The organism is Marinobacter sp. (genome assembly GCF_046484525.1).
Taxonomy (GTDB): Bacteria; Pseudomonadota; Gammaproteobacteria; order Pseudomonadales; family Oleiphilaceae; genus Marinobacter.
In genome coordinates this window covers 1-20,192 of record NZ_JAWOIS010000012.1, presented here as the reverse complement: position 1 = coordinate 20,192, position 20,192 = coordinate 1, and the positions used below count along the sequence as shown (strand labels likewise).

At 51.6% G+C, this 20,192-nt stretch carries 16 protein-coding genes; 4 read left to right on the top strand and 12 right to left on the bottom strand.

The features are described from left to right. Window positions 1-50 precede the first annotated feature (50 nt). The gene (gene rpiA, locus R6W86_RS02320) at window positions 51-731 is read right to left on the bottom strand and encodes a ribose-5-phosphate isomerase RpiA (protein ID WP_410327785.1); all 681 of its coding nucleotides are present in this window, start codon (window positions 729-731) and stop codon (window positions 51-53) included. Window positions 732-796: 65 nt separating this feature from the next. On the opposite strand from rpiA, the gene ilvA reads away from it, so the two are divergent. Both ilvA and R6W86_RS02310 read left to right on the top strand, forming a co-directional pair. Further along, window positions 797-2,404, top strand: coding sequence for a threonine ammonia-lyase, biosynthetic (ilvA, locus tag R6W86_RS02315; RefSeq protein ID WP_410327845.1), 1,608 nt, complete (start codon window positions 797-799; stop codon window positions 2,402-2,404). A 399-nt stretch (window positions 2,405-2,803) separates the two neighbouring features. Further along, window positions 2,804-2,968: a hypothetical protein gene (locus R6W86_RS02310; RefSeq protein WP_410327784.1), complete on the top strand. Its 165-nt coding sequence runs from the start codon at window positions 2,804-2,806 to the stop codon at window positions 2,966-2,968. On the opposite strand, the gene R6W86_RS02305 is transcribed toward R6W86_RS02310, so the two are convergent. From R6W86_RS02305 to R6W86_RS02290, 4 genes are all read right to left on the bottom strand, one after another. Next, window positions 2,938-3,585, bottom strand: coding sequence for a 5-formyltetrahydrofolate cyclo-ligase (locus R6W86_RS02305; protein ID WP_410327783.1), 648 nt, complete (start codon window positions 3,583-3,585; stop codon window positions 2,938-2,940). The genes R6W86_RS02310 and R6W86_RS02305 overlap by 31 nt on opposite strands. A gap of 156 nt (window positions 3,586-3,741) precedes the next feature. Further along, window positions 3,742-4,851 (bottom strand): helix-turn-helix domain-containing protein, encoded by a 1,110-nt coding sequence (locus R6W86_RS02300; RefSeq protein WP_410327782.1) that lies wholly within the window; start codon window positions 4,849-4,851, stop codon window positions 3,742-3,744. Between the two features lie 6 nt (window positions 4,852-4,857). Continuing rightward, on the bottom strand, window positions 4,858-5,502 hold the full coding sequence (locus R6W86_RS02295; protein ID WP_410327781.1) for a hypothetical protein: 645 nt from the start codon (window positions 5,500-5,502) through the stop codon (window positions 4,858-4,860). A gap of 294 nt (window positions 5,503-5,796) precedes the next feature. Next, window positions 5,797-7,572, bottom strand: coding sequence for a retron Ec67 family RNA-directed DNA polymerase/endonuclease (locus R6W86_RS02290; protein ID WP_410327780.1), 1,776 nt, complete (start codon window positions 7,570-7,572; stop codon window positions 5,797-5,799). Between the two features lie 446 nt (window positions 7,573-8,018). On the opposite strand from R6W86_RS02290, the gene R6W86_RS02285 reads away from it, so the two are divergent. After that, window positions 8,019-8,654 carry a recombinase family protein gene (locus tag R6W86_RS02285; RefSeq protein WP_410327779.1) on the top strand — a complete coding sequence of 212 codons (636 nt, stop codon included), beginning with the start codon at window positions 8,019-8,021 and terminating at the stop codon, window positions 8,652-8,654. A 21-nt stretch (window positions 8,655-8,675) separates the two neighbouring features. On the opposite strand, the gene R6W86_RS02280 is transcribed toward R6W86_RS02285, so the two are convergent. From R6W86_RS02280 to R6W86_RS02250, 7 genes are all read right to left on the bottom strand, one after another. Beyond that, on the bottom strand, window positions 8,676-9,566 hold the full coding sequence (locus tag R6W86_RS02280) for an ADP-ribosylglycohydrolase family protein (RefSeq protein ID WP_410327778.1): 891 nt from the start codon (window positions 9,564-9,566) through the stop codon (window positions 8,676-8,678). Window positions 9,567-9,635: 69 nt separating this feature from the next. After that, window positions 9,636-10,913, bottom strand: a complete 1,278-nt coding sequence (locus R6W86_RS02275; RefSeq protein WP_410327777.1) for an HNH endonuclease — start codon at window positions 10,911-10,913, stop codon at window positions 9,636-9,638. A gap of 84 nt (window positions 10,914-10,997) precedes the next feature. Next, a complete protein-coding gene (locus tag R6W86_RS02270) occupies window positions 10,998-11,708 on the bottom strand; it encodes a M48 family metallopeptidase (protein WP_410327776.1) in 711 nt (236 codons plus the stop codon). Between the two features lie 32 nt (window positions 11,709-11,740). Next, window positions 11,741-14,875 carry a type I restriction endonuclease subunit R gene (locus R6W86_RS02265; protein WP_410327775.1) on the bottom strand — a complete coding sequence of 1,045 codons (3,135 nt, stop codon included), beginning with the start codon at window positions 14,873-14,875 and terminating at the stop codon, window positions 11,741-11,743. An 18-nt stretch (window positions 14,876-14,893) separates the two neighbouring features. After that, window positions 14,894-16,099 (bottom strand): restriction endonuclease subunit S, encoded by a 1,206-nt coding sequence (locus tag R6W86_RS02260; protein ID WP_410327774.1) that lies wholly within the window; start codon window positions 16,097-16,099, stop codon window positions 14,894-14,896. Beyond that, window positions 16,092-17,816: a type I restriction-modification system subunit M gene (locus tag R6W86_RS02255; RefSeq protein WP_410327773.1), complete on the bottom strand. Its 1,725-nt coding sequence runs from the start codon at window positions 17,814-17,816 to the stop codon at window positions 16,092-16,094. Before R6W86_RS02255 ends, R6W86_RS02260 begins: the two co-directional genes overlap by 8 nt. A gap of 162 nt (window positions 17,817-17,978) precedes the next feature. Next, window positions 17,979-18,698: a hypothetical protein gene (locus R6W86_RS02250; RefSeq protein WP_410327772.1), complete on the bottom strand. Its 720-nt coding sequence runs from the start codon at window positions 18,696-18,698 to the stop codon at window positions 17,979-17,981. Window positions 18,699-18,889: 191 nt separating this feature from the next. Here R6W86_RS02250 and R6W86_RS02245 point away from each other — a divergent pair, with 191 nt between their 5' ends. After that, window positions 18,890-20,116: a hypothetical protein gene (locus R6W86_RS02245; RefSeq protein WP_410327771.1), complete on the top strand. Its 1,227-nt coding sequence runs from the start codon at window positions 18,890-18,892 to the stop codon at window positions 20,114-20,116. The last annotated feature ends 76 nt before the right edge of the window (window positions 20,117-20,192 follow it).

Genomic DNA, 20,192 nt, shown 5'->3' with positions numbered 1-20,192 from the left:
CCAAACAAAAAGGGCTGGCCTGGAAAGCCAGCCCTTCAGGTAGTCGCCGTTCAGGCGCCCTTGCGGGGAATACTCTTGACACCTTCGCTGGTGCCCAGCAGCAACAGGTCGGCCGGGCGGCGGGCAAACAGACCGTTGGTGACCACGCCGACGATGTTGTTGAGCTGTTCTTCCACGTGGATCGGCCGGGAGATATCCATATTGTGGACGTCGATGATGATGTTGCCGTTATCGGTAACGACACCTTCACGGTACACCGGGTCGCCGCCGAGTTTGACGATTTCCCGGCCGACATGGCTGCGGGCCATGGGGATGACTTCCACCGGCAGGGGGAAGCTGCCCAGCACGCCAACCATTTTGGATTCGTCGGCGATGCAGATAAAGGTCTTGGCTACCGCTGCGACGATTTTTTCCCGGGTCAGCGCGGCGCCGCCGCCCTTGATCAGTTCCAGCCGTTCATTGGTTTCGTCAGCACCGTCCACGTAAAAATCCAGCTCCCCGGCGCTGTTGAGGTCATACACCGGAATGCCGTGGCTCTTCAGCCGTTCGGCAGTGGCTTCGGAGCTGGCCACGGCACCATCGAACTCGTTCTTCAGCTCGGCCAGCATGTCGATAAAGAAGTTGGCGGTGCTTCCGGTACCCACGCCGACGATGCTGTCGCTGTCGAGGCGGGGGGCGATGTAGTCCACGGCGGCTTTGGCCACGGTCTTCTTGAGTTCGTCCTGGGTCATGTCGGGCTCCGTCTGCAATTCGGGATGAAATGTACGGTCATTATAGCGGCCTGTGAGGTCTGCTTATAGACGGCTGCCGTGCAAACTTTCTACACTGTCGGTTTTTCCCGAACACTCACCAAGCAACCGGAACCACTATGCCGCAACGCTATATCAAGAAGATACTCGATGCGCGCGTCTACGACGTGGCCATCGAAACACCCCTGACTGAAGCCCGAAGCCTGTCCAAGCGCTTTGCCAATAACATTATGCTCAAGCGCGAAGACCTTCAGCCGGTGTTTTCCTTCAAGATTCGCGGCGCGTACAACCGAATTGCCCAGCTGTCCGAAGAGCAGAAAGCCAAGGGCGTGATCTGCGCCTCCGCCGGCAACCATGCCCAGGGAGTGGCGATGTCGGCGAAGGAACTGGGCATCAAGGCGGTGATTGTGATGCCCCAGACCACACCGGACATCAAGGTGAGGTCCGTGCGGGACCGGGGTGCCAAAGTGGTGCTCAAGGGTGACGCCTTTGATGAGGCCGCCGCCCACGCCCAGGAATTGATCAAGAAGCACGGCTATACCTACATCCCGCCTTACGATGATCCCGATGTCATCGCAGGGCAGGGCACCGTGGCCATGGAAATGATGTGGCAGTTCTCCCAGCCCCTACACGCGGTCTTTATCCCTGTGGGTGGTGGCGGCCTGATCGCCGGCATGGCCGCGTACATCAAGTACCTGCGTCCCGAGATCAAGGTGATCGGTGTCGAGCCGGAAGACTCCAACTGCCTGCAGGCGGCTATGAAAGCCGGTGAGCGGGTGATCCTGGATGAAGTCGGGATCTTTGCCGACGGGGTGGCAGTGCGCCAGGTTGGCGAGGAGCCCTGGAATGTCTGCAAGGACCTGGTGGACGAGGTGATCACGGTTACCACCGACGAGATCTGCGCCGCCATCAAGGATGTGTTCGAGGATACCCGCTCCATCGCGGAGCCGGCCGGCGCGCTTTCCATCGCCGGGCTCAAGAAGTACGTGGAGCGCGAGCAGCTGGAAGGCGAGAACCTCGCGGCGGTCCTCAGCGGCGCCAACATGAACTTCGACCGTCTGCGCTACATCTCCGAGCGCACCGAGATCGGTGAAAAGCGCGAGGCCATCCTTGCCGTCACCATTCCCGAGAAGCCGGGGGCGTTCAAATCCTTCATTAACGCTCTGCACAAGCGCAGCATCACCGAATTCAACTACCGGTATGCCGACGCCCGGAAAGCGGTGATCTTCGTGGGGATCCAGATACAGGCCGGCGGCCATGGTCGTGATGAACTGGTGCAGGAACTGCGGGAAAGCGGCTACTCAGTGGTCGACCTGACCGACAGTGACCTGGCCAAGCAGCACATTCGCCACATGGTCGGTGGCCATGCCCCGAGCATCAGCAACGAGAAGGTCTATCAGTTCGAATTCCCGGAGCGTCCAGGCGCGTTGCTGAAGTTCCTGATGTCCCTGGGCACCCGTTGGAACATCTCCATGTTCCACTACCGCAACCACGGTGCCGCCTACAGCCGGGTTCTGCTGGGCGCCCAGGTGAACGACGACGAAGAGCCGGATTTCGAGAAGATGCTCGACAAGGTTGGTTTCCGGTATGAAAACATGACCGACAATGAAGCCTACCGATTATTCCTTGGTGCCGGTAACGGAAGCCAGGAATAACTCGGAGCTGGAGCCGGGCGGCGGTCTTCCTCCCGAAACTGTGCGGAGCCATGGGTGGAGCGCGAGAGCGCTTCACGGGCAGGCCAGGGACGGCCTGCCCAGGACCCTAAGTGCGACGCAGGAGCAATTAGCACTTAGGGGCGGAGCTCAAGCGCCACAGGGATGTGTTTGAGCGTGTTTCGGGAGGAAGACCGCCGCCCGGCTCCGAAGGCTCAGCACAGTTTCGGAACGCCCCTCGCGGCATGAATCCCCTGGCTTTCGGGAATTCTTAACTAATTTTAATCAGTCAAAAATTGTAAAATAAGAGTTAAGTGTTAGTCTTTCGTCTAATTCTCGGAAACGAGAATAGAAGTCTGATTTTCCAATAGTTTACCAACCGCGTTCGAGGGAAGAATAAAAATGGGTGGCAAGCCTGACATCATCAAAGCCATTGTGCTGATTTTTGCTGTCGGCCTTGTGATAACCGGATTTACTTCTATCCATGCCTCGGAAGACAACCCCCGCTATCAGGATAACGTGACCATCAGCGCCCTTCAGGCCGGAGAAGACCGCCTGAACCGGTAACAGCGCCGGTCGGTCACCACGCTGTGCAGGGGCACGTCCCAGGGCTCTATCGGCAGCGCTTTCACCTTCTGGAAATCATGGGCCAGGCCGATCAGCTTGGGGGCCAGTCGTGGTCTCAGCCGGCTGAAGGCAAAGGTCCGGTCATAGAATCCTCCGCCCATGCCCAGGCGCCCGCCATTCTCATCAAAGCCCACCAGTGGAAACAGTACCGCATCCAGTGCCCAGGCCGGGCGACGCAGGCTTTTGCTGAATGCAGGTTCGGGAATACCGAAGCGGTTTGCGGTCAGTTCCACCCCGTCGTAGTAGGGGCTGAACACCAGTTTTCCGGTATGAATCGGATGCAGCACCGGCAGATAGAAGTTCACACCCTTGCGGCGGGCGATGTCCATGTAGAGATGGGGATCGATCTCACCGTCGTTGGGCAGGTAGACGGCCACATGCCGGGCACGGTGCAGGTCCGGATTCTTCAGCAGATTCAGCGCCAGGTACTCCGAGGCCTGCATTTGTTCTTCGAATGACAGCGAGCGCCGCCTCTGGCGCATGTGTTTGCGCAGCTGGCTTCGGTTCAGGTTATCAGGATGGGATTCGAACGGTTGGGGAGGAACAAACTTGCTCAAAATAAAGCTTCCCGGGCTGCCGTTATCGGATGTGGCCCTTGAACCCAGAGTTCAGGTTTCCGGTGAACGATGGCAGTGAAAACAATGGCTTACGGTCGCCTTTCTTCTGGTTTTGTACCAGCAGGTTGTGCATCATCTCAGTCTCCACCGCGTTCATCAAGTGACTTGTGACGGGAATGCGACAACATTGTCGTTCGTCTCCCATTGGGTATTCATCAAGAGATCGCTCGTATCGGTTAGCGTGCCTATTATCTGGCGAGATATACCCAGTCGCTCAAAAATTCCGCCAAAACTTGAGCCAAATGTTTCACCAAGAAGCTCAAAAGAATTTCTTAGTAATTCTGGCTTTTCGCGAATGACTAAGTCATCAAACTCTTCGCTCCGTGAACCTTTCTTGCTCAGCGTAATATTAGCGGTCCTGTATTGGCTGGGCGTGATCAAGTTGGCTTGCCGAAGTCGAAAGACAGTAGCCCTCATACTGATGCCCCATTTGACCTTGATCTGTTTGATAGATTGCCAGCTAATGCGGCTGCTGGGCCGGTAACTGGTTAGCAAAGCTTCCTGAGGGAAAAGGAAATAGCTTGCAAACTGATCTGCCTGGGATTCTGTGTCTCGGCATCCCGATTCAACGCCTTTGTGCATCACCATATGACCAAGCTCGTGAGCAAGGTCGAAACGCAACCTCGGTGAATTCTTTTTGCTATTGATCACAATAATTGGTCGTTCACGGTGGACAGATAACGCATCGACTTTCTCGGAGATATCACCTAAAGACGTAATGACGCCCCCTGCGTGTTCGATCACCCTTGCAACACTCTCGATTGGTCCTTTACCAAGTCCCCAGTATTCTCTGCACCTCTTCGCGGCAATTGCAGCATCCAGACTAGTTTCAATTGGTCCAAAATCAGGGAAGTTCACTTGAGGCAGCTCAAGATGTTGGCCAAGTGCGTCAACGATTTTGTGAACCAAGGTAATACGTGCGGTACATTCACGAACTGAATACATCGGAACGGAAGACAGCTTCCTGAAGTGACACTCCTCATCTTTGACGGTGTTGCCTATCGCTCGACTGAAAAAGCCAGGGGTAACGCCCAGCTCGAAACTGAGGGCATCCAAAAGATCAGCCGATGGTTTTTTATCAGCTGTTTCGAGTTGGCTCAGATACTGCCGCGTCGTTCCTACGCGTTCCCCAAGCTCCTGCAAAGAAATGCCCGACGTGAGCCGGGCAATTCTTAGACTATCTCCGAAAAATTCAGGAGTGTTCATCAGTCATTACCTTCCCGAATCATCATTCCCTGCCATGCGATTTTCCTCTGTCTCTTCATCATTTCCGGTCTTCGGTCTCGGAGTTTGCCTAATCGAGACGGAGGCAGCAGGTAGGGAAACTGGTTTGTACTCTTCATCATAAATGCTGCTCAACGGTGTGAGCATTTCGTCCACAGGGACATCTCGCTGAGCTATCACTTCTCCGAAGTCTGTTAATCCAACAAACTGCAGAGACAATACTTCTCCGCCCGGACCTGTCTCCATGGCATAGGACCAAACCACATTGGGTATATCCTCTAGTTCGGTAAAAAGCCCAAATTGTCGAAGCTCAGGATAAGAGGTGGCTCGGGATAGGATGTTTTGCTTTGGTTTGTCGGTATTGCCCCGAAACATACTCACCGGGGTACCGCCTATTGAAAAAATGAACCGCAAAGAGCCGTCGATGATTGAAAGCCAAGGAAATTCTCCACTATCAACGGCTTGGCTGACTTTGGAGCTTCTCCAGGCATAAGACCTGCAGCCAGTGCTCCAGCCGTTGTCGTATATTTCCTCTTTATCAATCACTTCGTTGTGAGCCTCAACAAGCAACTGACCAACGGTATCAATTCGTTCATTGGTCAGCTTTTCGTTGATTTCGAAGGGTTGCAGCATGCCGGTCCACTCCATCAATGATCAATCAGCAGGATTTTGATGCAAAAAATGGAATCTGTCAACTAGTTCCCGGTCTGTCAACTATTGGGGATGGTGTAAACCAGAATGGCTCATGGGCTTCTTTTGATTGGTTATGTTCGTTTTGGGTTTCATGTTTGAGTTCGACACCCGCCCGTTGGCGTGAACTCAATACGAGTAAACTGCTATTCTCAATCGACTCTCGGGAGACACGTTGGTCTATGATTTCAGGGAAGGCTCCCCTTTCGCCCTCTGCGCTTCTGAGTAAGTTTCGAACTAAGTGTGCTTAGAGTAATGCTCGATGACTGCGGAAATTCGATTCAATAAAGGTTTAAAACCATCAAAATTGATTGAGCTTTTCTTTTCTTTAACAACTCTGTTCGCGAAGATTTCTTTACCATATTCTTTGGAGGTGTCAGGCTTTCCTGGATTGAAGGATTTTCCGCCGACCTTAATACTCTTTGTCGTCGCGTCAAAAAGGTCTTCGATTGCCGTATCAGATGATCCGTTCAGTGGTGTTAAGACAAGATAAAGATTGTGCATTATATGAATAAAGTCAGCATTTTTTATATCATCTTTCTTGGTAGTGCTTGGATGAATTGTAGTGGTGCGAAGACCTTTAATAAGGTTTATTATTCCATTAGACCCCGAGTCATTATCGAGCAGCAGTATGACAGGGTTTTTAGGTTTCGGAGCCTTATAGAAAGAGTAGTTTTTTTGGAAGTTTTCAACAAATCCTTTTAAGTAGTCTGCGCCTCCAAATAGTTCCAGCAAGAATCGCGTTCTCTTTGAATAGTTGAAGAAGTGAACTATGGGTTTATATTCGCCGTGTTTAGATTTGCTTTTTGCTAACCTGGGATAATGATCTTGAAGAACATTAATCGCGCTTTTCAGGTATACATTGTCAGTTTTTCCTTCGCACAAAATGGTTGGTTTACTATTTCCATAGAAGTACCTATAAAACAAGAATCGGCTGAAAGTTTTTTCTCTGCCGGTTAGAAGGTTGCTGGTATTTTTTCTATGGTTCTCTAACTTGTAAAGAGGGTTTAGTGGTGGTTTTTGGCGAAGTCGATTGAAAAAGTCAACTTGATCAATGAAGTTTAACTGGCCTTCCAGTTCATTGATGTTTCCGATCGCCATGCCTTGGTCTGTATGTTTGTAGAATGTTCCGGTTCTAAAAAGGGAATGGCATTGAGACTTCGCAGTGCGCCAGTATTCTTTTTTAATGTTAGGCTTTTTGTTAACAATCAAGCCGGTAACATCTTGTCTTGAGTCTTTGTATTGAATTCTGGTTTTCTTTGAGTTTATCGTGAATCCCGAACTCTCTATTTCTCGTCTAAGTCGTTTCCCAGGAGTGTATTTCCCGTTATCTTCAGCCATCAACTGGTGCGGAAAAACTTCTTCTCTTGTAGAGAAAGTGATGTCGTCTGCGTACCTAGAGTAAGTGCATGAGTATCTTCTTGCCAAACTCGCAAGTTTTATGTCAAGCGAGTGGGTAATCAAATTTGTTATAACCGGTGAGCATGGACTGCCTTGCGGAAGTTTGTTGTTATAGCATGCTATCTGAGCAATCACTGTAGCGATATCTGGGTGAAGCTCAAAATTTCTATTTTTTATGAAGAAACCTCTGACGCGTCCAAAGTTGAAGCTATCGAAAAAGTCATCTAAGTCTAAGTTAAGTACATTTTTATTGTTAACGTGCATCAAGGCATTTGTGATGATCGACTTTTTTCTTGAGAAACCATGGGAAAGCATTGGGTAGGGGTGGATGCCATGCTTTGCGTTGTGCTGGTTTTTCTCTTTGCCTTTGTTTATTTCGTCAATGCAGTCTAAAAAAAGGTCTGATAGCTTAGACTGTATATCTTTGAGTCTTTTGGCTGGCGCATCGATTGTTCTGAAGCCACCGTTTTTTTTGGGGATTTGGAACTGAAAATACTGAGTGCTGGGCTTTAGAACATACAGAGTATAAGTCAAATTCGATCGTTTTATTTCCAATAAATCTGCAAGTTCTTTCTTAGTGGTTATTGATTTTAAGGTTGTAAGCTTGCTCACAGTTCAGCCTGCTCAAAGATGGGGAAAGAGAGTGGCTTATGGGCACTCCTACGCACCCTGGGGGAGACTGCAGCATTACGAGACGCAATCTTAAGGGCAATGTACTGGGACATTTTTTCCACTGATCGCGATCCGCGATCCAAAATCTGCCCATAAGCCACTTCGGAGGCTACCCCAAAGAATGCGTGATATCAAATGCTTAAGGTCGAATTTGAAGAAGCTATGGGCTGGACTGCTTTCCTGTAGGCGTAATTGATGAAACTTTTAAGTCCTGCGTCGATGCCGTTGTTTGCGTAGCAATGAAACACGAAAGGCAAACAGGGTTCATTTGAGTATACCTTTGCAGAACTGGCAGGTTGTCTCCTCATGGTTGGTTCGATAATTGGATTGCCTAATTTAAACCGAACCGATAATATGGAACCATCTAAAACGAACCGAGGGTCTCAATGCACGTCAGAGCATATTTACGCGCGTCAACCAAAGAACAGGATGCGAACAGAGCTAGGGATCAGATACAGCAGTTCGCGACAGAACGGGGTTTAGTGATTGCTGCTTGGTATTTGGAAAACGAATCGGGAGCTAGCTTGAACCGACCTGAGTTGTTCCGCCTACTCGGCGACTGTTCTCATGGAGATGTAGTCTTGGTCGAGCAAGTTGATCGTCTCAGTCGCTTGAACGCTGGCGACTGGGGGAGACTTAAAAGGTCCATCACTGATAAAGGGGTCAGGGTGGTCGCACTCGACCTTCCCACATCGTGGATGATGATGGAGCAGGGCGATGAACTGACTTCCCGAATGATGGATGCGTTGAACAACATGATGCTCGATATGTTGGCTGCGATCGCTCGGAAAGACTATGCCGACCGAAGGAGGCGACAAGCGGAGGGTATCGCTAAAGCAAAAGCTCAGGGCAGGTACCGTGGGCGTCCTGCAGATAAAGAACGGCACATGCTGATTGTCGACATGATCAAGAGAGGCATGAGCTGGTCGCAGGTTACTAAGGCCACTGGAGCCTCCCGTTCAACAATCTCCCGGGTGCTGCACAACTACGAGGGGAGCGCATCCGGTATGAGTTCGACCTGACAGTGGGAGCGACTTGCGGTGCTACGATGCAACGCCTTTTAACCCTGTAGCAAAGTTTTCGATCTGATCTCTCAGTGCCAGTGTTTCGTTCCACTCAGATGGTATTCCTTCCATTCCATAAATCGCACCGGCTAGTTGGCCATATACTGCACCAGTAGTATCCGCATCCTCTCCGAGATTCACGACCTTTAGCAACCCGGATCGAAAGTCGTCGGTAGTTGCCAATGCCCATAGCGCAGCTTCCAGAGTGTGGACGACATACCCACTGCCCCGAAATTCGGAAGGTTTTCGTTTTCGATAAGAGCCTGCGGCGACTTCAGCAATTGCCGGAGAAAGTGGGCTGCTCTCAAAAACCTCCAGCCTATCCGGATTTGTCGTCAGCACTTGTTTCTTGCTGGCACCGTTCAGCGCAAGTGCAATCAATACTGCATAGAAGCGGCACGAATCGACCGCTTCAGGCGCCGCGTGAGTTGTTTTGGAGCTCAAGGCGGCGTAATGAGCAGTCTGGATCAGATCAGTCCTCCAGCGCATTGGTATGGGCACCAGACGCATCAGAGAACCGTTACCGGCTGTTTTCGGGTCGATCGAGCCAGCGTATGGTTCGCCCCATGTTTTGAAGGTGTCTAATGCTCTGGAAGTCGCAACGCCAATATCGAAGCACTTACCTGTCGAACTCAGATAGCCCTCATCCCGCCATCGGACGTAACGGTTCATCTGATCCTGCGGATCAAAACCACCAGTCTCTAAAATGCTCTCAGCGAGACACAGCGCCATGGACGTATCGTCAGTCCACTCTCCCGGCTTTAATTTGAACGGACCACCACCGTTCATTTCGGAAATAGGCTCGAACTCCCCCGGTTGAGAAAACTCTAGGGTCGTACCGACGGCGTCACCGACGGCAAGCCCAAGCAAGGCTCCCTTGTACCTGTTTTCTAAACTCGCCTCGATTCGAGCGTCCCCCTTAACTTAAACAAAATGGTTCTATGAATTTGCCTTCGTAAAACTGAGGTAATGTTTTTCCAAAAACTCCCGACGAGGACTCACAGAGCCTGACCTCAATTCAGTCCCGTTTAGACGGCTATAGTGTGAGTCAGCCATCAGACTCGGCGCAATCTCTAGGACCAATGATTCTGGATTAACTGAAAGCAGGTAACGGTCGAAGAGCCGGTGGATGTCGACCCTCAGACACAAGCCGTTATCTGGCGTGTTGGAATGGTTCCCCATGTACGGGACTATGTGGGCAGCCTCAAGCACAGAGACTTCCCTACATCCAGTAACACAGCATTCGCCGTTATAGATTTCAAGAATTTGTTTTCTGAAGGATGCCTGTCCGTCTCGAAGCACTGATTCCCTTTGTACTTTCTGACGCTTGTCAGTTTCGAAGAAGGAGATATCAGCTTCCTGAGCAACCTTAATTTGAGACTTGCCTTCCCTTTCCTCGATGGGTAATGCGGAGAAATCAGCGGAACCTCTTTCAGGCAACAAATCAGAGAGTTCTTGAATAATAGGGTGGTTGATAAATCGAGCTGCTGGTTGAAGCTCGGGGTCTATTCCCGATCTATGTCGAAGCAGGGCAAATACTTCAGCAGCCTCCTCAATGAAATCAAATGCCTCCTCTCGTTCAGACCATAACTCTTTAAGCTCGTCAAAGCTTAGATCTGTTAGTGGGACCGGTGCTTTCGGGCTGGACGATTTGTTCGGTTTGAGTGCTGACAGTTTCCACAGGAATGCACTCTTACTGTTCAGTTCATCCTGGCTACGGATTTCCTGCATACCCGTTTGAATAAAAGGGGTAATTTCAGGATGCGAAACATACTTCTGCCAGCCTTGATAAGAAGGCACTACACCTGCATCAACTTCAAGCAATGCCAAGGCTTCAGCGGCCGCCTCTGCAGAGCCACACAACGAAGACCTGTTCTCCCAAATTGTTCTGACATCCTCAATAGATAGCTCGTCAAAATCGGAAGCTTCATACACCCACAGAGCCGCGTTCAGATCAAATCCGTCTGTCTCTTCTCCGACAGGCAACTCATCAGGAATGCTTGAATCCCCGTAAGTCTTTCTCTCTTTTCTGATGGACGGTAGATCGAACGTTGGTTTTAAAGATGAAGTAGGCGCGGACCGGGCTGATCGGTTCTGTCTTGCAAGGCTCTCTTCGATCTTGCGACGCTTCTCGGGAGTCAGGCTTGATAGGGGCTTTGGCTTTTTGGGGCTCTTTTGCTTTCTTCGCGGTTTTGACATTTTGGACAGCTCAATCAATACAGCAAATATTCGTTATCGTGGAAAAGTGCACTGCACAGAGGTAATAGTCTATTAGTTCCCAATGCTAGCTTTCGTTTTGATTCAAGCTATCAGTTTCAATGCATTCTCCCGCAACCATTCCCGACACCGCTGATACTCCGGCATCACCCGCGCCATTTCCTGCCAGAACTCCGGGGAATGGTCATGGCGGATCAGGTGGCAGAGTTCGTGAATCACCACGTAATCAACCATCCGGTTAGGTGCCATCATGATTTGCCAGTTGAATTCCAGCTTGCCCTTGGCGGTACAGCTCCCCCAGCGGGATTTGAAGGTGCGGATTCCCACGCCGGCAGGTTCTACCCCTACCACCGGCGCGAAGCGTTTCACTTTCTCGGTCAGCTTCTGTCCTGCCTGATGCTTGTACCAACGCACAAGGGCATTGCGCACCATGTGTGGTTGTTCGGTTCTACTGGGTACGGTCACCACCAAGCGTCCATTTAACAGCTTCACCGGCGCGAAGTTACCCGTTTCCACTTTGAGCCGGTAGTTGCGCCCCAGGTAGCTGAAGGCTTCGCCGGACACATAGCGTTTGCTGCTGGCGGGTGTTATTTCCTGGTGCAGGGTGATTTTTTCTTTGATCCAGCGACGTTTAGCGGCCAGCAGTTGGTCAATCTTTTCATCGGTGGTATTAACCGGCACCACCACAGAAACGGCACCATCTTCTACACGAATATCCGCAGACTTCCGGCGGTTGGTTCGGATGACTTCGGCGATGAAGCCGTGTCCGTCCCGGTACTCGGATTTATTGAGCATGGGGTGCCGTGAAAGTGGTTTCTGCGCTGCCATCATTTGAACTTGTTCTGTGCCAGTTCCATGAATCGGTCCTGAACCACGTTAACCAGGGCTTTTTCACCGAAGGAGCAGTCCAGAACCGCCCGTTTGATCTCCTTCTTCATCCGCTTCACTTCGTCCGGTTTGCTGAAAAAGTCCACAATCTGGGTGGCTTCGTCGAACATGCCCACAAGGTCCTGGCTGGTTGCCTTGATTTCGTCGTGTACGGCTTCGCTGATGGCATCTTCACCGGCATGGCTGGTTACTTCCGCCATCAGGATGTTGTAGAACGCGAATTCCGTTTCACTCAGCCCCAGATCATCCGCAGCCTGTTTGTGTTCAGACTCCATGCTATCGACCATCTGAAGCAGCAGTTCCAGTTGCTGGTCCCACTTGCCCGCCGTCTTTTCGATTATATCCCGCAGGCGAAGGCTCAGGGATTTGTAGTATTCCGGGTCATCATCCAGATTCACGGTAATGTGGTGCTTGATGGCGCTTTCGATTTCGGATGCGCGGGATTCGGGGGATTTGATCTGCTCCACCGTCTCCTTGAAGTTCGCTGCCATCAGGTCCACGGGCGGAATTTTCGGGTCTACCCCGGTGCTGATGATGTGTTCATCGACCAGCTGTCGAACTTTTGCCCCGGCATCGCTAATGTTCAACCCCGGATCACGGTAGCGGTTGCGTGCAGCATTCTGCACTTTACCCCACAGCTTCAGGTCCGGAATGAACGGCTTGGCAGCGGTATCCGGCAGAATCACATCCATCTGCTTGGCGAACTTCTTGAACGCCAGTTCGAACTGCTGGCGGGTGTCTTCATCCTTCAGGTGAAGCACATAGTCATCTACATCAGTGCCTTTCACCCCGGAAAAGATGGCAGCCACACGGGTGTGAGCCGCTTTCAGGCGCGGTATTTCATCTTTGAGCGTGTAGTAGGTGCCTTCCACGTCTTCGCTGCTGAAATCTTTCAGGGCATCGGTTAGGTAGTCTGATAAGCCGTAGTAATCCACCACGTAACCGCAGGCTTTGCCTTTGTAGGTCCGGTTCACCCGTGCGATTGCCTGCATCAAGGTGTGATCCTTCAGGCTTCGGTCGATATACATCACCTGTGCAATGGGGGCATCGAAACCGGTCAGCAGCATATCCTTCACGATCAGAAAGCTGGTGGGGTCTTCCTTCTCTTTATCCGTACCCAGTGGCTTGGTGAAGTTCCTGATCACCTGTTTCTGGTGGGCGCTGTCGGTGTATTGGCTCAGGTATGCCGGGTCGTTGTGAGTGCCAGAAATGATCACTTCGGAAGGGGGCGCTTCCAAGTCGTCCAGGGTCTTCTTGAACACCGTGGCAGCATGGCGGCTGCCCACCACGATCATGGCTTTGAAGCCGTTGGGCTGAATCTTTTCCCGGTAATGCTTGAGCAGGTCGATACACACCCAGCGGATGCGGGCAGGGGCTTCCCGTACTGCGCGCTCCACACCGTACTTCTTTTTGATTTCCCGCTTTTCGTCGTCGCTTTTGTCTTTGAAATATTCTTCAAACAGCGCGTCCAGGGAATCACCCACCACATCGCTCTGAACCTGGCGACCTTCGTAGATGATGCGCACGGTGGCACCGTCTTCCACCGCTTCGTTGATCTTGTACTTGTCGATGTAGCCGCCGAAGGCTTTGTCCATCTTCTGGGATTTCAGCAGGGGCGTACCGGTAAAGCCGATCTTCGGGGCGTTGGGCAGGGCGGCATTGATGGTCATTGCCAGCCCGCCAAACTGGGTGCGGTGGGCTTCGTCCGCCAGCACAATGATCTTTTCGCTGGGGTTCAGGTCGGTAAAGTCACCTTCCTGTTCTGCTTCCTGAAACTTCTGCACCATGGCGGTCACAATGTCAGAAGAATCCTTGGAAAGCAGTTCCTTCAGTTCCGCCACCGATCCGGCGTTATAGATCGTTTCATTCTGGGCATCCCGGAAGGTTTTCGATAGTTGCCCGTCCAGCTGGGTACGATCGGTGACGAACACCAGTTTGTACTGCTTCAGCTCCGGGTCGCGGCGCATCTTCACAGCCAGCATGACCATCGTCAGGGATTTTCCGGACCCTTGGGTATGCCAGACTACCCCGGACTTTTCCTTGCGCGTGGTGCCGTTCTTGAGACGTTCTATGACCTTGTTCACTGCCCGGTATTGCTGATACCGCGCCACCTTCTTGATCAGGCGACCGTCCACCGGTTCAAACAGGGTGAAGTTCTGCATCACGTCCAGAAAACTGGCGGGGTTGAATAGTCCGGCAAGCAGTCGCTGTTGCGGAGTGACTTCACCCGAACCGGTCCCGGCACCTGACGCGACTTTTTTAGCGGCAACGAGATACTCTGGTGAAGGCACGTCTCCGGTCTTGTGGCTGGATGCTGTCGAGCCTGTAGAGATGAAGGCGGGCTGTTGCACCAGCGCCTGAATATCCGCATCCGTGAACGGGTAAGCATCCTTCCAGTCCCCGTAATGCTGGGCACTGGAACTGATCGTGCCTACCTTCGCCTGATCCCGGCAGGTAGAAACCATCAGTTGGTTGTACCAGAACAGTTTCTGGGCACCTTCGTCGTCTTCCGGGTTGCGCAGGTTGGCGTAGCGGCGCAACTGGTTAATGCCTTCGGCTACCGCGTCCGCAATATACGGCGATTTGCACTCAATCACAGCCAGCGGCAAGCCGTTCACGAAGCAGACAATATCCGGGATGATGTTCTGGTTGATGCCTTCAACCTTGAACTGGTTGGTGCACAGGAATTCGTTGTTTTCAGGGTTATCGAAGTCGATGACCTTGACGGTCTGCCCCTTGCGACCGGCACCCAGGTCCTGGTCGACCGACAGGTAGTTTACCAGCAGGTCATAGATGAACTGGTTGTATTCCATCAAACCCGCGTGATTCGGGTGGGTGAACTCCCGGACCACTCTGCGAAGGTTCTCGTCACTGATCCATGGATTCAATCGAACCACGGCAGCTTCCAGACGTTTGGATAGCACTACATCTCGGTAGTAGCCCCTTTCACCAACCGGTGCGCCATCTACGGGCAATAGCGGCGCGAGGTCTGCACCGGGTACGTAGGTCCAGCCAAGACGAGTCAGTTGCTCAATGGCGGGCAATTCGACTTTTTCGACTTCATCCTGAAACATATCGGGGCAGGTGCCGGGTTAGGCAACCGCTGACTCCTTTTGATCGACTTTGACTCTGACCTTGCCAGTCAGTAGGTCTTGCATGAGGGCTTTTTTGAGGGAGTTCGCACTTTGTAACTTACGCTCCAAGAGTGAAGTTTGACTGTCAATGCTAGCAAGAGAGTTCCCAATTTCGACCTGCTCATCATATCCGGGCAATTGAACTGGAAGAGCACTGAACGAAGATTTGTTGATGATAGGGACTGCTTGGGTGCCTGCCTCAGCTTTGATGACTTTTGAATAATAGGTTAACAAGTAGTAGACGAATTCCGGATGAGTCCCCCGGCAAATCACTGCGTTCACTTGTTGGTTGGTTGCACACCTGAACGTTGTAATCCCTGTTTTTCCAATTGTGGAGCCAATGCAAACCACGCACACTGTTCTTGGCGGCAGTTCCCTTGTCTCTTTCAGACCAGCTTCAGTTAAGCTGTTGACTGTGTCCTGAATATACATTGAATGATTTATATCGGATGGCGAAATAAAGGGGATGCTCCCTCCGTAATATTCACGACTAGCTGTTTTGGGGGTGCTCCCAGTCACCACGGAACCTAGGTCCCCAATCATTTTAACAGCCCATGACGCAGGTATCCGCCCCACCGGCGAATCCTTGAACTCCGTATGCCCAATCCCTTTGGTCAACAACTCCTGCATCATGCCGGTTTTCAGGTCTTTCAGCTTGTCGATCTGTGCGCGTGTTTTTTCGATCACGTCATCGACGGATGACAGGATGGCTGCGATTTTTTGTTGTTCGGGGAGTGGGGGGAAGGGAGCCAGTATATTCTTCAGGTGCTCTGTAGTGATAACACCCTGAGCTGATCCAGAAGACCCCATTCTCAATCGTTCAACATGCTGTTGCATGAAGTTGTACAAGTACAGAGTCGACGTTTTTTCAGGGCGAATAGCTGCCACACTTCGACCGATGGCACAGTCAATGCCCAGATTCAATTTGCCGGCTGTTGCTCCAACGACGCAAATGAGGACATCGCCTGACTTCGCTAATTTGTGAGGCGCGGTAGTCCATTCGCGGATAACGGGGTACCTAGCTGTAAACTCTCCCGCCTTTACAAATGGGATTCCCGTTCCTTCCTTATTACAATCAGCTCCGGCTGGAGCCTGCCCCATGACGAACGTCGCCACATCCGCCAGTGACTGTAACCTCCATCCAACAGGAACAGTGTTACTCATATCCCAGCTCCTTCAAATATCCCTTCATCACGTTCTCAGCTTCAACCACCTGCGCATCCAGTTCATTCAACGATACCCGGTACTTGTCCCACCAACTTTCCAACTGAGTAATCACTTTGGCATCCACATCACCCACGGCTTCCCGAATGGCTTCTTTGGTGTCGATCTCTGGCTTGAAGTCGTAGTAATCGGCATCCCGCTTCACAAACACTGAGGACACATCGAAGTCTTCCAGAATTTCTTCCTGGATGTACTCGCTTTCCACTTCCCGAACCGGAATGCCCCCGTGCAGGATGGCGCGTACGTCGAAGATTTCCGGGGGCGGGCTGGTGTCGGCGTAGCGGCGGATATTCAGGTTGTAATCGTTTTCGGCGATTTCAGCGAGGGTGACGACTTTTGAATAGCGTTTGATTTCAGCGAAGTCGTCGAAGGTCTGGACGATCTTTTCAATGTCCTGCTGGCGGAGTTTGTTCTGATTCTTGCCTTCTTCGTATTCCAGTTCGCTGTTGATGAACAGCACCTTGCCCTTGCGCTCTGCCGGTTTGTTCTTGTTGATGATCAACAGACATGCGGGAATGCCGGTGCCGTAGAACAGGGCAGCCGGTAATCCCACCACGGCTTCCAGCAGGTCATCGTTCAGGATGCCCTGACGAATGGCTTTCTCGCTGGAACCCCGGAAAAGTACACCATGAGGCATAACTACGCCCATCATGCCTTCATTGTTCAGGCTGGCGATCATGTGCTGGACGAATGCCAGGTCACCGGAATCCTTGGGTGGGGTTCCATAAGGGAAGCGACCGTAGGAATCACTGTCCGCTTCTTCCTTGCCCCATTTCTTAAGGCTGAAGGGCGGGTTGGCGATCACCCGGTCAAAGGTCATCAGTTCGCCGGCTTGGGTGTGCTGCGGATCACCGAGCGTATCGCCCTTGCGAATATCCGCGCTGTAGACCCCGTGCAGGAACATGTTCATCTTGCAGATTGCCCAGGTGTTCAGGTTCATCTCCTGACCAAACAGGGACAGGTTGGACGGGTTTTCACCGTGGGTAGCCAGATAGTTCCGGGTCTGTACCAACATGCCGCCAGAACCAGCGGTGGGGTCGTATATACGCATCCCGGCATGGGGCTTCAGCAGGGCAACCAGCAGCTGCACCACTTCAGACGGGGTATAGAATTCACCGCCTTTCTTTCCGGCGCTGTCCGCGAACATCTTGATCAGGTATTCGTATGCAGTACCCAGCAGGTCAGGGCGCTCGAAGTCTTCGTTGCGCAGACGGTAGCGGCTGAAGTGGCTGAGTAGGTCGCGCAACTTTTTGTCAGACAGCTTGTTTTTGATGTTGAAGTCGATGGAAACCAGCACCCCTTCCAGAACGGGGTTGAACTCTTCAATGGCTTCGGTAGCAGTGTTCAGTTCAGAGCCAATGTCGTGCTTCAGGTCTTTGATTGCGCCCCAGCGGGCAACGGGCGGTATATAAAAAGTCTTGTCGTATTCGTCTTCGTCGTCCGCCAGCTCGCGGGCTTGTGCTTCGGTCTTGCCCTTGTCCATGTAGTACCGGACAACGCCCTCCTGTGCTTCTTCAAAGGCATCGGACAAGCGTTTCAGGAACATCATTCCGAAGATATAGTCCTTGTATTCGGATGCGTCCATGTTACCGCGCAGGATATCGGCGGCTTCCCACAGGAAGGATTCAAGTTGCTGAAGGGTGATGTTGTGGCTCATTCAATGGGTTCCATATACTTCGATGAACACGGGGAGGCGACATATGTCCCGATCAATCCATTGACGGTTGTCAGAGGTCTGATTGGAAGGGCGCTATGCTCCCCTTAGCTTGATAATTTATCGAGTGTAGTGATCAGCTGTCAGAGCAGCAATGTCGATCCCCTAAATGTAATTCGAGAAAGTGTTTCTTTTTTTATACAGGCGCTTAGCCTTGGGACCACCGGTTCGATAAAGGTCTTTGTTCTTCTCCCACTTTTCTCCCAAAAGGTCCGGTGCCTCGGATTCATATTCCTCGATCAAGCCACGACCTTTAACTTCCCGTTGCCGATCACCGCTACCCATGGTGTACCGGTCCAACATCATCCTCGCAAGCATAAGGGGGCTAGAAGGCTTCTCACCAGTGAGCGCGTAATAGGCGGCTGCAAGCTCCTTATGATCGAAGATGTCCGGTAACAACCCCAACAAATGGATCAATCCACGCTTGTTCAGTCTGGATTGCATCACTTGGTCAAGGTCGTTCTTAAGGTCTTTGACAACGTCGATCACTATTCGGTTATGAGCAGGGCTCAGTGTCTCGCCAGCTTCGGTGACGGATACCCGGTTTATGCGTTCAGCCGGCTCACCTTGAAGCCTTTCCTCCGTCAGCAGCTGGGTGTAAATCAGCGTTAGACTGTCTGTATTGGTCTCGGCTGGCGAGAGAAAACCGTGACGCTGCACTCCTTCAGATAACCCTGAAAGCTCAGTTGCAATGGTGCATGCAACCTTATCAGGATCGCCACTAGTCACTTGTGACGAGGGCAATCCCCCAGAGTCTTTCGGTAGTAGCACGTGCAGCTGAGCATGACTCATCGTCAATGCGATCAGTTTGATTTGTACATCCATAGCCGTCTCACATCGTCGTTGGATGCGTAGAGGATACTGTATTCTTAATTAAGAATTCACTCTCTCAAAGACGTGATCTCCATAGACCCCCAATGATCCTGATCTTGTTCCTCCTATTAATCAACGTTATTGATACAGTATTGCCAACCGATTAATGCAACTGTATTCTTAATTTCAAATAGGAGACGAGCATGATCTTCATCACCGAAGAACTGGATTTCGAGAATCTGTCATCCGACCAGGTTCACCATCTTGTACCTAAGCGCCCTTTGGGCGAGTTTTCGTGGGACACCCCCATTCGCCCCTTGCCGTTAATGGATTATGACCTCACAAGCTATCAGGCTGCGGTCAAAGGCTTCCATCAACGGCTGACCCTGCTTCGTTGTGCCAGGAACACGAGACATTCCCCGACGGATGCCCAAATCGAAGCGTTCACGCGATACCTGGTCGAGAATCAAAGGGACAACCCGAAACTCCACTTCGGTCACGGCTCCTGGGCTATTCCAGAAGACACCGCCATGCCTAGTGATGCAGCTGTCGACTTTGCGTTCGTACCTTCGTACCTCGCCGTTGCTTGGTTGGTATTGGTCACGGAAAGGTATCCACATGTCGCCGGGAATGTGACAGGGATGGCGAAGTCTCTCCGTCGTGGACTGCGCTTCATCTTTATCAAGGACCTGAAAGGTTCAGGTTACGATTCGAATCGCGAACTACTGAAGGCGGTTGAATATCTTTCCCTCGGCGGAGTGTTCAGTTTCATTGCGGATCACCGGAACGAATATCCGCGACTGGTAGAAAAAGTCCGGGCGATTGAGACCAACGTCATGGGTACACTTGCCAGTGCGAAAGATTACAGTGCGACCGACACCTACAGTCGTCAGAAAGCCCTTCAGCTCATCCGTGGCAGTGATAAGGACGATAGCCTAGTTTGCCCTCCAGTTTGGCATCAGTGGCAGCTATCGCAGTCTGCATGGGCTTACAATCGCGTTCTTGAAATCGCTCCTTCGATTGCCGCCCGTACGATCTTTCCGTTAGTGAAAGAAAAAACCGTTGAAGTGGTTCAGCGACTCCGGGAAGCATTTCATGCCGTGAAGCCGAAGCATGCTGTCTTCGGACAACGTCGGCAGGTGACATCCGATCCCATCGAACTGAAGTTAGACGTATCGTTTGACTCAAGCATCGAATCAGTCATAGGACAGGTAGGGATCGTTCCGTGGGTAAATCATCTGTCATCACAGGGATTCATGAAGGCTTTGGGACAAACGTTCCTCAGTCGATTCAGCGTGGAACTAAGTGATCTCTATGCGAACGACCCTGACTTCAGTGAAGAAGAGTTCGCATTGGTGATTCAAAACGTCCGACCAGTCAATGCCATAAATAGCCTCAGATATCGGTTTGCGTTGGTAGGAAAGGGATAATCTGAAATAAGAACTCCTAATCTACTTAGTAATGGACGTGCAAGTGTTCATCTTGATCAGTGATCGCTCTTCACAT

Coding starts and splice junctions, on each gene's coding strand:
- R6W86_RS02310 (WP_410327784.1), top strand. CDS start 2,804: ATGGGTGGCAAGCCTGACATCATCAAAGCCATTGTGCTGATTTTTGCT.
- R6W86_RS02265 (WP_410327775.1), bottom strand. CDS start 14,875: ATGTTTCAGGATGAAGTCGAAAAAGTCGAATTGCCCGCCATTGAGCAA.
- rpiA (WP_410327785.1), bottom strand. CDS start 731: ATGACCCAGGACGAACTCAAGAAGACCGTGGCCAAAGCCGCCGTGGAC.
- R6W86_RS02270 (WP_410327776.1), bottom strand. CDS start 11,708: ATGCTCAATAAATCCGAGTACCGGGACGGACACGGCTTCATCGCCGAA.
- R6W86_RS02285 (WP_410327779.1), top strand. CDS start 8,019: ATGCACGTCAGAGCATATTTACGCGCGTCAACCAAAGAACAGGATGCG.
- R6W86_RS02260 (WP_410327774.1), bottom strand. CDS start 16,099: ATGAGTAACACTGTTCCTGTTGGATGGAGGTTACAGTCACTGGCGGAT.
- R6W86_RS02255 (WP_410327773.1), bottom strand. CDS start 17,816: ATGAGCCACAACATCACCCTTCAGCAACTTGAATCCTTCCTGTGGGAA.
- R6W86_RS02300 (WP_410327782.1), bottom strand. CDS start 4,851: ATGAACACTCCTGAATTTTTCGGAGATAGTCTAAGAATTGCCCGGCTC.
- R6W86_RS02245 (WP_410327771.1), top strand. CDS start 18,890: ATGATCTTCATCACCGAAGAACTGGATTTCGAGAATCTGTCATCCGAC.
- R6W86_RS02250 (WP_410327772.1), bottom strand. CDS start 18,698: ATGGATGTACAAATCAAACTGATCGCATTGACGATGAGTCATGCTCAG.
- R6W86_RS02295 (WP_410327781.1), bottom strand. CDS start 5,502: ATGCTGCAACCCTTCGAAATCAACGAAAAGCTGACCAATGAACGAATT.